11 protein-coding genes are annotated in these 14319 nt (G+C 63.0%); 5 read left to right on the top strand and 6 right to left on the bottom strand.

All coding sequences use genetic code 11. The features are described 5' to 3' along the window. Positions 1-737 precede the first annotated feature (737 nt). Positions 738-1244: a hypothetical protein gene (locus tag S6FBBBH3_RS08600; protein WP_120177354.1), complete on the top strand. Its 507-nt coding sequence runs from the start codon at positions 738-740 to the stop codon at positions 1242-1244. 135 nt (positions 1245-1379) lie between these two features. Here S6FBBBH3_RS08600 and S6FBBBH3_RS08595 read toward each other — a convergent pair whose 3' ends face one another. From S6FBBBH3_RS08595 to S6FBBBH3_RS08585, 3 genes are all read right to left on the bottom strand, one after another. After that, positions 1380-1589 (bottom strand): TOBE domain-containing protein, encoded by a 210-nt coding sequence (locus tag S6FBBBH3_RS08595; RefSeq protein WP_120177353.1) that lies wholly within the window; start codon positions 1587-1589, stop codon positions 1380-1382. Between the two features lie 334 nt (positions 1590-1923). Further along, on the bottom strand, positions 1924-3567 hold the full coding sequence (locus tag S6FBBBH3_RS08590) for a formate--tetrahydrofolate ligase (protein WP_120177352.1): 1644 nt from the start codon (positions 3565-3567) through the stop codon (positions 1924-1926). A 421-nt stretch (positions 3568-3988) separates the two neighbouring features. Next, positions 3989-4630: a response regulator transcription factor gene (locus S6FBBBH3_RS08585; protein WP_120177351.1), complete on the bottom strand. Its 642-nt coding sequence runs from the start codon at positions 4628-4630 to the stop codon at positions 3989-3991. 429 nt (positions 4631-5059) lie between these two features. Between S6FBBBH3_RS08585 and S6FBBBH3_RS08580 the strand changes: the two genes are divergently transcribed. Further along, entirely contained in the window at positions 5060-5593 is a 534-nt protein-coding gene (locus tag S6FBBBH3_RS08580; RefSeq protein ID WP_120177350.1) for a hypothetical protein, read from the top strand. A gap of 456 nt (positions 5594-6049) precedes the next feature. After that, positions 6050-7777, top strand: coding sequence for a phosphomethylpyrimidine synthase ThiC (thiC, locus tag S6FBBBH3_RS08575; protein ID WP_120177349.1), 1728 nt, complete (start codon positions 6050-6052; stop codon positions 7775-7777). Between the two features lie 147 nt (positions 7778-7924). Here thiC and S6FBBBH3_RS08570 read toward each other — a convergent pair whose 3' ends face one another. Further along, a complete protein-coding gene (locus tag S6FBBBH3_RS08570; RefSeq protein ID WP_120177348.1) occupies positions 7925-8395 on the bottom strand; it encodes a hypothetical protein in 471 nt (156 codons plus the stop codon). A 596-nt stretch (positions 8396-8991) separates the two neighbouring features. Here S6FBBBH3_RS08570 and S6FBBBH3_RS08565 point away from each other — a divergent pair. Continuing rightward, positions 8992-9822, top strand: coding sequence for a MetQ/NlpA family ABC transporter substrate-binding protein (locus S6FBBBH3_RS08565; RefSeq protein WP_120177881.1), 831 nt, complete (start codon positions 8992-8994; stop codon positions 9820-9822). Between the two features lie 159 nt (positions 9823-9981). Here the strand turns inward: S6FBBBH3_RS08565 and S6FBBBH3_RS08560 are convergent, their stop codons facing one another. Beyond that, positions 9982-10836, bottom strand: a complete 855-nt coding sequence (locus tag S6FBBBH3_RS08560) for an aldo/keto reductase (protein ID WP_120177347.1) — start codon at positions 10834-10836, stop codon at positions 9982-9984. Positions 10837-11218: 382 nt separating this feature from the next. On the opposite strand from S6FBBBH3_RS08560, the gene S6FBBBH3_RS08555 reads away from it, so the two are divergent. Further along, positions 11219-12559, top strand: coding sequence for a hypothetical protein (locus S6FBBBH3_RS08555; protein WP_120177346.1), 1341 nt, complete (start codon positions 11219-11221; stop codon positions 12557-12559). A 279-nt stretch (positions 12560-12838) separates the two neighbouring features. On the opposite strand, the gene S6FBBBH3_RS08550 is transcribed toward S6FBBBH3_RS08555, so the two are convergent. Next, positions 12839-14074: a sugar transporter gene (locus S6FBBBH3_RS08550; RefSeq protein WP_120177345.1), complete on the bottom strand. Its 1236-nt coding sequence runs from the start codon at positions 14072-14074 to the stop codon at positions 12839-12841. Between the last annotated feature and the right edge of the window lie 245 nt (positions 14075-14319).

Genomic DNA, 14319 nt, shown 5'->3' with positions numbered 1-14319 from the left:
TGGGTTTAGATCAAAGGTAGTAAGTGGCTCGCTCGGGAAACCCCTAAGTTACAAATAGAAACACTTAACGCAAACGAAAAATGCACTTCGGGTCACACACGAGGGATTCCCCTTGGTACACTACGTCTTGTTCGATGAAGACATTCTTTTCTCCTTTGGGGTGTCTTGTTTAGTCGAACAGTCGTCGGTCCTCGGATCGACGGCGGGAAGAGCGACATGTGGCTCTTTCTGGTGGTTGAAAGAAGCGGAATCTTTCCGGAGCCAAGCGGCTGGTCCCCGCTTCCGGAGCGAAACCCCGACGTAGTGAGGACAAACGAAGTCGACGGTTTTGAGGTTCCGCAGGAAGTTCCTCCACGGGAATTTCCGAGCAGTCCTTGGTGATGAGATGTTTGGTCGCATCGCTTGAGTCCCAAAGGCTGTTTCTCCTCTCTTGCGGCGGTTCGGTTTTCTCCTTTTTCCGAACCGCCGTTTCCTTTTCCGGGATCCGCAGAATCGCATTCCGCGCAGCCCTTTCTCCGCTTCTCTTTTTCCTCTCTCCTCGTTTTTCCGGCGCCTCTTCGGCGCTCGTCTTGCGTCTCTTCGGCGCGCCGAGCGCTTTCCGGCTTGCAGGTCGGACGCCTGCCGCGCTAGAGTGTGCGGGACCGCAACCAACCTCTCGGGGCGTGCTCGTGCGGCCGGGGATCTCTTTGAGCTGCTCGGAGCCTCTCCGCCTTTCTCCGAGCTTTGCCTTTCGCTCCATGGATTCCACTTCGTCTCGCGGGCTTCGCGCCCGACTCCCCCGATTTGCCCGCATCCCGCGCCTCGTGCTCGGAGCCGTCGTGCCCGCCGTACTCCTCGTTGCGGGCTGCTCCGTCGTGCACGTGAACGGCTCGATGCGCACCTCGGAGCAGACGATTTGCGTGGTGGAGCCGGGGCTCGTCGAACCCGAGGTGCACGACGTGCTCGTAGAGCTTCTCAAAGAAAAGCGCTTTGAGGTGCGTACGCTACCCCACGACGCCGCCCCCGGGGCGTGCAGGCTCACGCTCGTTTATTCTTGGCGCAAGGAGCAGTACTACCTGCCCGCACTCGTGAAGCAGTTCGCGATCAGCCTCGATCTCTACGTTGACGGAGAGAAGTACGCGAACGCGAGCTTCGACCCGCTCCGGAACCTCGTTTCGCCCCACGTCAAATTCATTCCTTTTTCCCGCTACCTCGCGCGCGTTCTCGATCGGCTCTTCCCGGGGCGGCCCGTGATCGGAGCGTAAGAGGGGCTTCGATCTTCCGGGCACGAAAAAGCCCGCTCGGACGGTCCCCGGGGACCTCGCGGGCGGGCTCGGGCTTGGCACTCGGACGTTAGGTTCGGGCGAAGCCTCTCTTTTCGGAAGTCGCGTGCGACCGAATCAGTCGACCGCAACCATCACGGAGGAAGCCTTGATCACGGCGTAGGCCTTTTCGCCGACCTTGAGGTTCAGGCTCTGAGCGGAGGTCGTCGTGATCGAGGCGACGATCTTTTCGCCGGCCTTCGTTTCGATCGTGACTTCGGTTGTGACGGGGCCTTCCTTGAGGGCGACGACCTTGCCTTCGAGCGTGTTGCGGGCGGAAATGCGCATGATGAGTATCCTTTGGGAAAAAAGGGTGGAAAAGCTGCAAGCCCGAATTCTATGCGCCGGGTTGTTTTATGCAAAGGTTGGTTGATCGGGGTTTCCACCTGGTTTTGCTCGATTTTTCAGAAAGAGCGAAGCGCTCTTCGTTGACAACACGTATCCCAAATACAGAAAACCGCGGATAAACCGCGGTTTTCTGTGGGTGAGCTCATCGATGGATTGCATCAATGCAGTCGATTCGTAGACTTCATTGATGGCCCGAACCGCTCGAAGTGCTCGAAACATTCGAGACGGTTGCCCGAGACCGACCGAAACCGTCGGCCTCAAGCAACGCGGTCGATCAGGCAAGGCCCGTGATCTTCCCGTCGACGACGTCGATCTGCATGGCGGCGGGCGCCTTCGGGAGCCCGGGCATGCGCATGACGGCGCCCGTCGTGACGACGACGAAGCCGGCACCGGCGTTGAGGATAAAGCGCTGCACGGGAACCGTGAAGCCCGTCGGGGCGCCGAGCGCCTTGCCGTCGGCCGTGAGCGAGAACGGGGTCTTCGCAATGCAGACGGGAAGGTTGCCGAAACCGAGTTCGACGATGCGCTTCAGATCCTTCTTCGCGGCTTCGGAGAGTTCGATCCCTTCGCCGCCATAGACCTTGCGAACGACCGCCGTCACCTTATCAAGGAGCGAAGCGTCTTCGTCGTACGTGAAGTGGAGCTCGCGCGGTTCGTCGGCCGCTTCCGTGACGGCGCGCGCAAGTTCCACGGCGCCTTCGCCCCCGCGGGCAAAGCCGTCGCAGACCGCAAAGCGCACGCCGAGTTCGGCGCAGCGGTTGCGGATCACGTCGATTTCCTCATCCGTATCGGTGTGGAAGTGGTTGAGGGAGACGACGATTTCGGGGCCGAAATTCTTGAGGTTGCGAACGTGCGCGTCGAGGTTGCAAAGACCCTTGCGAAGCGCTTCGACGTCGGGCTTGCCGATTTCGGGAAGGGGCACGCCGCCGTGCCATTTGAGGGCCTTCGTGGAGGTCACGAGCACCACGGCCGCGGGCTTGAGACCCGCCATGCGGCACTTGATGTCGATGAACTTTTCGGCGCCGAGGTCCGAGCCGAAGCCCGCTTCCGTGACGGCAAAGTCGCCGAGCTTCAACGCGGCGCGCGTGGCGGCCAAGGAGTTGCAGCCGTGCGCGATGTTGGCAAAGGGGCCGCCGTGGACGAACGCGAGGTTCCCCTCGATCGATTGCACGAGGTTGGGCTTCATCGCGTCCTTCAAGAGGGCGAGCAGAGCGCCCGTCGCACCGAGATCCTTGCAGGTGTAGGCCGTGCCGTCCTTGCGGATGCCGAGAACGATGCGGTCGATGCGGGCACGGAGGTCTTCCATGCCGTCCGCGAGACAGAGCACCGCCATCAGCTCGGAGGCGGCCGTAATGTCAAAGCCCGCTTCCGTCGGGATGCCGTTCGCCGGGCCGCCGAGGCCGCTCACGATGTTGCGCAGCATCCGGTCGTTCACGTCCATGACGCGGCGCCAGAAGATTTCGCGAAGTTCCACCTGACCCTGGTGACGGGCGTTGTCGAGAAGGGCCGCGAGGAGGTTGTTCGCCGCGGTGATCGCGTGGAGGTCGCCCGTGAAGTGGAGGTTGATCGCTTCCATCGGAAGGACCTGGCTGTAGCCGCCCCCGGCGGCACCGCCCTTCATGCCGAAGACGGGACCGAGCGAGGGTTCGCGAAGGGCGAGAACGGCCGACTTGCCGATTTTCTTCAAACCCTGCGCGAGCGCGATCGAGGTGGTGGTTTTGCCCGACCCCGCGGGCATGCCCGAGGTGGCCGTGACGAGAATCAGGCGGCCGCGTTCCTTGCGGGCGGGGTCGAGGTCGACCTTCGCCTTGTCGCGGCCGTAGGGTTCGAATTCCGCGTCGGCAAGGCCCGCGGAGTGAGCGAGCTCGTCGATGGGGGTGAGTCGTGCAGCCTGGGCGATTTCGATGTCGCTGAGCATGTCGGCAGTCTCCAAAAGTAGAAAATGGAAAAGGGCCGGGGCACGCGACGGACGTGGTCGAATGAACGAAACGTCGGAGCTCGATCGACTTCGAAGGGAGCCTTCCGGGGCCGTCTCGACCGCGCACCGCACGACATGCGGCGGGGAGAACCCGAAAGGGAACGCTCGACGAAGGAGAGGGGGTCGCGCGCGCGAAGCACGTCCGACGCCGCTTCGTGAAAAGCGGCCGAGCGCTTCGAAAGTGCCGAAAGTATGCCTCAAAACGACCCCGTCGGGGGGCGAACGGTTCCCGAAAATAGGCGAAAGGACAAAAAACCACACAAAAAAGCCGACATCCCCGCCAAGGGATGCCGGCTTGGAGATCGAAAGGGAAGCGCCCGACCGTCGGACGCTTCCCTTCCTCAACTCTTTCTTTTTCGTATCAGAGGGGGTCGCCCGAACGGAGCAGGAGGCGCGCGATTTCGGCCGCGTTGTGGAGATCGAGCTTGCGGTAGGCGCTCCCGCGGTGGACCTGGACGGTCTTTTCGGAAATGCCGAATTCGGCCGCCACTTCCTTGTTGGAGTAGCCCTGCGCGACCATGCGAATCACTTCGCGCTCGCGCTGCGTCAACTGCTCGAGGCGCGCCTTGAAGTCGGCCACTTCGGCCTGATCGCGTCGGGCGGCCTTGTTGCGCGCGACCGCGGCGTCGATCACTTCGAGGAGGCGGTCGTCCTTGACGGGCTTCTGAAGGAAGTCGACGGCTCCGTTCTTGAGCGTGTTGACCGCCATGTCGATGTCGCCGTGGCCCGAAACGAAGATGATCGGGAGGTCGCAGCCGAGTTCTTTCAGGCGGTTCTGAAGTTCGAGCCCCGACATGTTGGGCATGCGCACGTCTAGCAAAATGGCGCCGTAGCGGCGGAAATCGCTCGAAGCGAGGAAACTCCCCGCATCGGCGTAGGTAACGACGTCGTAGGATTCGCCGCTCAGCAAAAACGCCCAGGAGCGACGCACGGCGTCGTCGTCGTCGATGACGCGGATGAGGGGCTTGTACTCGAAATTCCCGGACAGATTGGTGAAATTCATTGTTTGTGCAAATCCGAAAGAAGGTTGAGCAAACGACTCGGCCCTCGCATCGGGTCGAAGGCGATCGAAGCGGAGGGAGCACGATCGGCCGCGCGTGCGACGGAAACCTCGGGGGCGGGACGTCGTTCGGCACGCGTTGACGGACGGGGCGGTCGTTTCGTTAGTGTAGCCTGAACGGAAGGACGTGCGCGCAAAGGTCTTTTTTCAAGGACCTTCGTGAAGGACTCTTGGAAGGGAGCTCGTCGCGCGCGGTCTTCCTCTTCCCACTATACAGGTTCAAACGGGCTTTGCGCGTCGGGCGTTTTGCGCATTCCTTTCTGTTTATGGCGGCCGCCCCGTGCACTCGCGCGCGGCATGTCCTATAGTTTCCCGTAGCGGTGCCCCCCGGACCCTCGGCGGAGCCGCCCTTCATCAGTGAGGAGCCAGACCATGTTTCACGCCTTCCGACCGACGGCCGGTCTTCTCTCGGCCGCTCTTTTGCTTGCGGGCTGCTCGAGCTTCTCGGGCGACCGACCCGAAACGGCCCCCGAGCAGGACGAAACGGCGCAGTTCGCGCCCGTCGACTACATGTCGGTGTGCCTTCTTGAAAACAGCTCCGTGAAGAGCCCGGCGCTCGTCGACGCAATGGAAAAGGGCTTTCGTGCCGCGGGCGCCGACGTGAAGCGCCTCCCCGCAGGAAGCGGCGCCGACGCCTGCCCCTTCGTCATCACCTACGAAGTCGAGTCGACCGAAGGCGTCATCCGCACGGTCGTCTACCACACGTTCGAGCACGGCATTCCCCGTAACGACGCGCGCGGTCGCGCGCCCGAAGGACGGGGCTTGACGGTCGACATGGTGGCCTTGCACTCGCGCGAACTCCTTCGCAACCTCGAAAAGATCGGGAAGCAAAAGGCCGCGCAAGCGCAGTCCTTCCGCGAGGAGCCCGCTTTCGGCGAGAAGGCCTCCGAAAAGGACGCCGAATAACGCGCTGCTTTGAAGAAGGTCGGGCTTTCGGTTGTTTTCCTCCCGCACGGACGTCTCCGGTCGTATTATTCGAAGTGCGTTGAGGGTACCGGGCCCGTGTGGCCTGGTTGAGAAATACTTCCAGCACCGGATCGGGTTGAGACCTGCGGCGGGAAACGCACGAAAAACACGCAAGGCACGAAAGGCGTAAGTCGTACGGCACTCTTTGCAAGAGACGGCGACCTTGAAATCGGACGCCGTCAAGGCGCGTTGCACGTCGACAAGCCGTGCGACACCGATCGCTTGCAAATCCGAGGAACGAAACGAGGACGGCTTTTTGCTCGGCGTTCGGAGCGCGGAACATCCGTTCGTTCTTCGTTCCTATTGCTTTCTCGTTTTCTTTCCCGCCCCTTTCTCCCGTTCCGATTCCGGATCCTCCGCGCACGTTTTCCATTCGTCGCCACAGGAGGATCCTTCATGACGAACCCGACCGAAAAGTCCCGCGCCGCCTCGACGGTTTCGAGTGCTCCGGAAGCGTCGATCATTCCGATCGCCGCGCACGAGCGGTCCGCCGATACCCCCGAAACGCCCGACGCCGCCGATGCCAATGAACGCATCCGCCTTTTCGCGGGGCGTTTGCCCGGCCTTCGCGTCTATCGCCCGAGCACCTTCGGCGAGCCCGTACCCTTTCGTCGCATCGAATTGGAGCCGACGCCCGAATGTTTCGGCGGCGGCCGTCAACCTGCTCTGTGGCTCGCCGACGTGACGGGCCCCTTCGGGGAAGGGGACGGAAAAGGGACGCCGCGCCTTCGCGCCCGGCCCGAGCCCGGCGCCCCCACGCAACTCCAGAGTGCCCGCGAAGGGCGCGTGACCCCCGAAATGGCCTTTGCGGCCGAGCGCGAAAATCTCGGGCGCGAAGCGTTTCTCGAAGAACTGAGCCGCTGCGGGAATCCCCGCGCGGAGGCGCTTTACGCGAAGCTCCTTGCCGCTCCCGCCTTCACGCCCGAATTCGTTCGCGACGAAGTCGCTCGACGCCGCGCCGTCATCCCCCTCAACGTCCGCCACCCCGAAGCCGAACCCATGGTGATCGGGCGAGCCTTCTCGACGAAAGTGAACGCCAACATCGGTACGAGCGCGTCGTCCAAGTCGGGTCGCGAAGAGTACGCGAAACTGCGCGAAGCGCTCTTTTGCGGTGCGGACACGGTGATGGACCTTTCGACGGGCCCGGAAATCCGTACGACTCGCGAAATGCTCCTGCGTGCGTCGCCCGTGCCGCTTGGGACCGTGCCGATTTACGAAGCGCTCGAGCGCGCGGGCGGCGACCCCGCGAACCTCTCCTGGGAGATCTTCCGCGAGGTGCTTGTCGAGCAGGCAGAGTCCGGGGTCGACTACATGACGATTCACGCAGGGGTACTCAAAGCGCACGTCGAACTCACCCGCAACCGCTTGACGGGCATCGTTTCGCGCGGAGGCGGCATTCTCGCCCGTTGGATGAAGGATCACGGGCGGGAAAACTTCCTCTACGAACACTTCGACGAGATTCTCGATACGGCCGCCCGCTACGACATTACGTTGTCGCTGGGCGACGGCCTTCGCTCGGGGTCGATCGCGGACGGAAACGACGCCGCGCAGTTTGCGGAACTTCGGACGTTGGGGCAATTGAACGCCGCCGCGGGCCGTCGGGGCGTGCAGGTGATGATCGAAGGACCGGGACACGTTCCGCTCTCGGGCGTCGTTGAAAATCAGCGGCTTGAAGACGACTGGTGCGCCGAAGCGCCTTTCTACACGCTCGGACCCCTCGTGACCGACATCGGTGCGGGGTACGATCACGTGACGGCCGCCATCGGCGCGACGACGATCGGTGCCGCGGGCACGGCCATGCTCTGCTACGTGACGCCCAAAGAGCACTTGGGTCTTCCCGACGCTTGCGACGTGCGCGAAGGAATGGCGGTCTTTCGCATTGCGGCCCACGCGGCCGACATCGCGAAGGGGATCCCCGGGGCGCTTCTGCGGGATGCGGCGATGAGCGCCGCGCGCTTCGAATTCCGCTGGGACGACCAGTTCCTCCTTTCGGTCGATCCGGAGCGCGCACGGCGCTTTCACGGCGAGCAGCTCAAGGGGCGCGGCGCCCGCACGGCTCACTTCTGCTCGATGTGCGGGCCCTCCTACTGCCCGATGAAGCTCGCGCGCGACCTCTTCGACTGATCGAAATCCGAGGCGCCAACGCATTGAAGAAAGGGCGTCTTAAAAAGACGAAGGCCCGGTTCGATTGCTCGAACCGGGCCCCGCCCCAAGGATCAAATGCCTGTTGGTTACTTCAATCTCCTTGTAAACTCGTAAAGCCGTCCAACCTCAAGCCGCTTCGTCGCGGAGGTACTTTCGAAGCGCCCAGGCCGCGGCCTGGCCCGAGACGAAGCGGTTTTCGGCCGTCGCATCGGGGTAGCCCGCGCGGATCGCTTGCTTGCAGCGGTCGATGAGGGCAACCGCCTCGCTCCCCTTCGCGCGCTCCAAGTGCGCCCGCATGGCGGGAGCTTCCGGATTGTCGGCCTTCGTCATCGCGCAGACGGCGAGAACGAACGCTTCGGAAACCAGGATGTGTTCGAGCTGACCGCACGCTTCGATTCCCTCGAAAACGAGTCGCGCCGTCACGGGGTGAACGCCGAGGCGCTCGAGGCTCTTCGCGGACTTCGGCAGATTGGCGCGCGAGACGAGCTCGATGTCTTCGGCCAAGCCGAAAAGCGACCGGCCGAATGCGTTCGTGATCGCCCGATCGAAGGGATGTGCGTGAAGCGGCGGGAAAGAATGGAGAGCGGACTGCTGCATGGCGAATTACCCGAAGAAAAAGGCGTGCGTACGGTCCGATCGACCTTTTCGGGTCGAGGCCGCGAAACAAAGGGAACGCTTTCGGGCGGGGAAAAGGCGACGCACGTGGAAGAAAAAACGTTGGTTCGAGAAGCAGTATGCGGACGGAAAGCGCCCCGCGCGAGAGGCGGGAAAAGAAAATTCGACGGTGTTTTGACTCGCTTCGGGGGTGGGTGATTTTTCGAAAAATTTTGATCCACCCCGCATCGGCGTACACGCCCGAGACGACGGGCGCGGCGGGCTTCGGGGCGGAAAGGAAGTGATAACGTCGGTAAAAACCCTGATTTCGAGGTAATACCTCAAAAAACAGAAAGGACTTTGCATCTTTTCGTCGTCGGTGCGCCCCGCACACGCCGCTTTCGGGCGTACACTTCGACCTACGCCGCCCCGCGGGGGCAGGCCGCCAGGTTCATCCATAAGAAAAACGTCGAGCCGTCTGCCGGATCCTCTCCGGACCTTCAAGTGACGCGTTCGGCCGAACTCTGCGCTCCTAAGAGGGGACTTCGGCCCCCGTTGAAATCCATTCTCAGAAAACGAATCTCTTGGAGATGCACATCATGACGTTCACCAAATTCTTCGCCACCGCCGCCGTGGCCGCCGGTTTTGCTCTGACGCTTGCGGGTTGCGGCGAAAAAGCCCCCGCCGAAGCTCCGAAGGCGGCGGACGGCGCCGCCACCCTTTCGATCGGCGTCTCGCCCGTGCCGCACGCCGACATCATCCGCTTCGTGGAACCCGCTCTGAAGGCTCAGGGCGTGAACCTCAAGATCGTCGAATTCAGCGACTATGTTCAGCCGAACCTTTCCTTGAACGACAAGGAACTCGACGCGAACTTCTTCCAGCACAAGCCCTACCTCGACGACTTCTCCGCGCAGCGCGGTCTGAAGCTCGCCTCGCTCGTCGCGGTCCACATCGAACCGATGGGTGTTTACTCGAAGAGCGTCAAGGCCGTGGCCGAGACGCCCGAAGGCGCCAAGGTCGCGATCCCGAACGACCCGACGAACGGCGGTCGCGCTCTGAAGGTCCTCGAAACGGCGGGTCTGATCAAGTTGAAGGACGGTGCCGGGGTGCTCGCCACCGTGGCCGACGTCGCCGAAAACCCGAAGAACCTCAAGTTCGTCGAAATCGAAGCCGCGCAGCTTCCCCGGTCGCTCGACGACGTGGCGCTTGCCGTCATCAACTCGAACTTCGCCCTCGGCGCGAACCTCAACCCGGTGAAGGACGCGATCGCGATCGAAGCGAAGGATTCGCCCTACGCCAACATCGTGGCCGTGCGTGCGGGTGACGAAAGCCGTCCCGAAATTCAGAAGCTGAAGGCCGTCCTCACGACCCCCGACGTGAAGAAGTTCCTCGAAGAGAAGTATCAGGGTGCGGTGGTGCCGGCGTTCTAATTCCGGCCTCCAACCGAACCTCGCAGATAACGAAAGCCGCTCGAAGTCGATTCGGGCGGCTTTCTCTCTTTGCGCGACGAAAAAGCCCCGGGCGGGCCGGGGCTTCGGACGAATGGGCGCATCGGGAGCTGCGGGATCCGCAGCGTCCCGAAATCGAACTCAGAACGTCACCGTATCGGGATGCAGCCCCGAGAACGCCGTCTGCGGCATCGTGTCGAGGATCTTCATTTCTTCGGGCGTGAGCTCGAAGTGCCAGATACGGAGGTTTTCCTGCTGGTGACGCAACTCGGTCGCCTTCGGGATCGGGCAGAGACCGTGCTGGAGGCTCCAGCGCAGGGCCACCTGCGCGGGCGTGACGCCGTGCCCTTCGGCGATGGCGGTCATGATGGGGTGGCGCAGAAGGGTCCCTCGCCCGAGCGGGCTCCAGTTCTGCACGGGGATGCGGTTCGCAAGCGAAAAGCCCGCGGCGCGGAACTGCGTGTAGCCCGGATGGCTTTCCAACTGATTGACCATCGGTGCGACGCTCGCACGCGCCAGAAGCGGCACGAGGTGGTGCGGAAGGAAGTTCGCGAGCCCGATCGCGCGAGCGCGCTTCTGCGCGTAGATCGTCTCAAGCGCGCGCCACGCACCGTAATTCTGCGCCTGCCACACGACGGCTTCGCCCTGGGAGGCGGGCCAGTGAATGAGCAGAAGGTCGACGTAATCCATCTGGAGTTGCTCCAGAATCTGTTCGAACCCCTCCATCGCGCACTCGTAGGAGCGGTGCGAGGTCCAGAGCTTCGTCGAAATGAAGAATTCCGAGCGCGGCACGCCCGAATCGCGAATCGCTTCGCCGAGGAGCTGCGCGTTGTTGTAGATCTGAGCCGTGTCGAAGTGACGGTACCCGATCTGGATCGCCGTCTGAACGCTCGAGGTGAAGTGTTCGTTGAGCGGAATCTGCCAGGTGCCGAAGCCGATGATCGGCATCTGGACGCCGTTGGCCAGTTCAAGCGTGTGGTTCTGGAAATTGAGCATGACGCGGTCTCGGAAAGTCTCTGCGTGAAAACGAGATCGATCCCCCTAAGCAGGCGATCGACGAGAAAGAAGTCCATGGTAGCGCGGCCGCCCGAGAAAAGTCTTGAGCGGGATCAAGAAAAGGCCGCCCGACGGGGCCGAACGGCATCGCGCCGCGGCTTTCCTCCCGAAATCGTTCCGAATCGTTCGACAAACCGCGCAAAACCTGTGGCGCCTCAAGGTACTGCGACGGGTTTACGGATTTGGGCGGGTGCCGTTCGGGCTACAATTCGAAGACCTCTTTTTTTGTTTCTTTCGGGCCTGCGGGCCCGTTTTGCGCCGCGCGTCTTTCGCCCGCACGCAGAGCCGCCCGCCGAAACGATCCCCACTGTTTCACACACCCATGGACAACTCTCTCATCACCGCGTTTCTTCTCGGTGCCTGCGTCGTCGGTTGCGGCGCGGGCGTCGCCTGGCAGGTTCTGCGCCGCAAACCCGCCGCCGCTCGTCGCATCGAACGTGTGGGTGCCCGCCCGAAGTCCGTGCACGTCCCCGAGACGCCGCAACCCGAAGCCGAAGCCGAGCGCCCGACGGTCGGGGTCCGGCGCCCCGACATGCTCGCCTTCACGACGGTGGCGGGCGACGTCACCTCGGCCGAACTCTTCGTGCAGCGCGCGCTCGAAATCGAGCTTCCGGGCTACCGCGAAGTGGCCTTGCAGCCCCACGAGAAAAAGGAATTCGACGGGATCTTCGCGCACAACGCGGTGCTCGCGTGGGAGCCCGACGACGAATTCGCGGCCGACACCTATGCGGTGAGCTTTTCGCCCGTCATTGAAAACGCCCTGGCCGCAGGGTTCGAGCCGCGTGTGAACGCCACGTCGAACGACCTTTCCGTCATCGCGCTGCGCGAAGGGGCGGAAATGGGCGAACCCATGAGCGCCCCCGACTACAGTTGGGGCGGACCGCAGGCCGTTCATCGTCTCTTCAATCTTCTCGACCCCGCCGAACAAAAGCACGGGCTCGAAGGGGAACTGCGCCACGAACTCGACGTAATCGAAGAGCGCCTGCGCAAATTGAAGCTCTTCATCCCCGCCGTGCGCGGGCACGAGTGGAAGCACCGTTGGGACGAACTCTTCGACCTCTCGCGCGACGTGCGTCGTTTGGGGCTCGAAGAGGGGCGCGCCCAGGAGCGCACGGAGCGCGCCGATCAACTTGCGGCCGCCATGCGCGCCGTCAACGCGCGCATCGACACGGCCCTCAAAACCTACGTCAATACGATCCGCACCGCCGACGAAGCGGACCACGCCCTCACGGAAAGCATCGCGCTCATGGACGAGCGCGAAGTGGCGGTGCTTTTCCTGCGAGCGATCGCGCTCATGCGCGTCATCGCAAGCGACGACTACATCCACGGGATGCGGTGCTCGTCGAGGATTGCCCTTAACGTTCAGGAATTCCCGAGCGTGCACCCGCTCCTCGACAAGAGCCGCAACATCGCGCTGCAAGCCCTCGAAGTCGAATCGCGCGGCATGAACGAAGCGCAGATGGCCTTTGCCGCGGCCGTGAAGAAAGACGCCGATCGCCTTGCGGACGAGCACGACGCCGTCGTCGCGCGCCTCGAAAAGGACGTCGCGCGCCTTCAGAAGGCGATCGACCGCCACCTGATCCTTCAGGGGAAGCGCCGCCGCTACGCCGTGCGCATGACCCCCGACAACCGCGTCGACGCGCTCCTCGTGCTCGAGCGCTGACCCGCAGCAACGTTCAAAGACGCCGCCCCGTACGATCGTTTCGTCGGGGCGGTTTTGTTGGATCCTTCCCCGGGGCCGCCCGAGGGTGTCCTCTCTGCTCGTCTTTCGGGCCGCGGCGCCCGCGCGTAAAAAGAACGCAAAAGAAAAGCCGCCCCGACCGGCGGTCGAGGCGGCTCTTTTCGATGCGAAGCGAAGCTCCGAGGTTTGCCGTCGTCCGGAAGCCCCAAGGACTCTCAAAGGCTAACAAGGACTTCTCGGACGTTTCGTTTCCGCAGAACCTCAGTGAGGCATCTCTTCGCCCGCGGTGCTCGCGGCGGGCTTTTCGCCGCCCGGCAAGACGGCCGACTTCGTCGTCACCCAGAGCGCAAGGCACAGAACGGCCGACACCGCCACGAAGGCCGCCCCCGAGGACGCCACGGGGTCGAACCCCCAACGGGCGGAAATAAGACTTCCCGTAAAGGCCCCGGTGCCGATCCCGATATTGAAAATCCCCGAGTAAAGCGACACCGCGATGTCGGCGGCGTCCGAAGCCACGTTGAGCACCACCGTCTGGAAGGCCATGCAAACGGTCGTCATGGCGGCGCCCCAGAAGAGCGTCAAAACAAGGAGTTCGGCGTAGCCGAGGTTCGCCGCGGTGTTGAAAAACGCGAGCGAGAGCGCGATCACCACGAGCGGCACCGTGAGCGTTGCCGACGTAAAGCGGTCGACGGTCTTCGTCGACACGACCGTCCCGAGAATGCCCGCAAGGCCGAAAACAAGCAGCACCGTGACGACGTCCGATTCGCCGTAGCCCGCCTGCGCGAGGATGGGACTCACATAGGAATAGGCCGTGAACTGCCCGAGCACGGTGACGGCCGTGAGGAAATAGAGCTGCAAAAGCGCGGGGCGCTTCAAGAGCCCCGGCAGGGCGGCGAGCGATCCCGCCTTGTTGCTCGGGCACTCCGGGAGCACCGCCCAAATGAGGACGAGACACGCAAAAGCCGCCGCACCGATCACGCAGAACGCTTCCTGCCAACCGAAGAAGTGCCCGAGCTGGGTGCCGATCGGCACCCCGAGCACGGTCGCGACGATCGTTCCGCCCATGACGGCCGCAAGCCCCACGGCACGTTTTCCTCGCGGCGCCATGCGCGCGGCAAGGGGCGTCATGATCGACCAGAAGACGGAGTGCGTGAACGCCACCCCGATGCGGGCCGCAAGGAGCGACTCGAACGTGTTCGTCCACAGAACGACCACGTGGCAAAGCGCGAAGACCGCAATGAGGCCGAGAAGAAGCTTGCGGCGCTCGATCTTGGCGGTGAGAAGCGTCAGCGGGAGCGACATGATCGCCACCACCCAGGCGTAGCCCGTGATGATGAGCCCGGTGTCGGAGACGGTTTCGCTGAGCCCGGCGGCCATGTCGGGCAAAAGCCCCACGGGGAGAAATTCGGAGGTGTTGAAGGTGAAGGCGGCGAAGGCGAGCCCGAGAACGGGAAGCCACGCCCGGAGACCTTCCTGAGGGAGCGTGCGGTCGGTCATGGGAAAAACGAGGGGAAAGAAGAGTTAGGGAAAACGTTAAGGGGGAGAAATTCTAGCGCTCTCCGTTGAAAAACGGGGGTGGGCGGTCGAATCGTGCGTTCGGCGAGAACGAATGCGAAACGAATGTCGAGGCGTTGGTCTCGGTGACCTCCCGACGGCATCCTTGTGACTTCCCCGAAAACCAAAAACGCCCGCGCTTTCGGGCGGGCGTTTCGGGTACGTTGGACTTCGAACGTTGAGTTTCG

Origin of the sequence: Sutterella megalosphaeroides (assembly GCF_003609995.1) — a bacterium.
GTDB classification, from domain to species: Bacteria; Pseudomonadota; Gammaproteobacteria; order Burkholderiales; family Burkholderiaceae_F; genus Sutterella; species Sutterella megalosphaeroides.
This window is presented reverse-complemented; position numbering and strand designations above follow the sequence as displayed.

Coding starts and splice junctions, on each gene's coding strand:
- S6FBBBH3_RS08600 (WP_120177354.1), top strand. CDS start 738: ATGGATTCCACTTCGTCTCGCGGGCTTCGCGCCCGACTCCCCCGATTT.
- S6FBBBH3_RS08595 (WP_120177353.1), bottom strand. CDS start 1,589: ATGCGCATTTCCGCCCGCAACACGCTCGAAGGCAAGGTCGTCGCCCTC.
- S6FBBBH3_RS08590 (WP_120177352.1), bottom strand. CDS start 3,567: ATGCTCAGCGACATCGAAATCGCCCAGGCTGCACGACTCACCCCCATC.
- S6FBBBH3_RS08585 (WP_120177351.1), bottom strand. CDS start 4,630: ATGAATTTCACCAATCTGTCCGGGAATTTCGAGTACAAGCCCCTCATC.
- S6FBBBH3_RS08580 (WP_120177350.1), top strand. CDS start 5,060: ATGTTTCACGCCTTCCGACCGACGGCCGGTCTTCTCTCGGCCGCTCTT.
- thiC (WP_120177349.1), top strand. CDS start 6,050: ATGACGAACCCGACCGAAAAGTCCCGCGCCGCCTCGACGGTTTCGAGT.
- S6FBBBH3_RS08570 (WP_120177348.1), bottom strand. CDS start 8,395: ATGCAGCAGTCCGCTCTCCATTCTTTCCCGCCGCTTCACGCACATCCC.
- S6FBBBH3_RS08565 (WP_120177881.1), top strand. CDS start 8,992: ATGACGTTCACCAAATTCTTCGCCACCGCCGCCGTGGCCGCCGGTTTT.
- S6FBBBH3_RS08560 (WP_120177347.1), bottom strand. CDS start 10,836: ATGCTCAATTTCCAGAACCACACGCTTGAACTGGCCAACGGCGTCCAG.
- S6FBBBH3_RS08555 (WP_120177346.1), top strand. CDS start 11,219: ATGGACAACTCTCTCATCACCGCGTTTCTTCTCGGTGCCTGCGTCGTC.
- S6FBBBH3_RS08550 (WP_120177345.1), bottom strand. CDS start 14,074: ATGACCGACCGCACGCTCCCTCAGGAAGGTCTCCGGGCGTGGCTTCCC.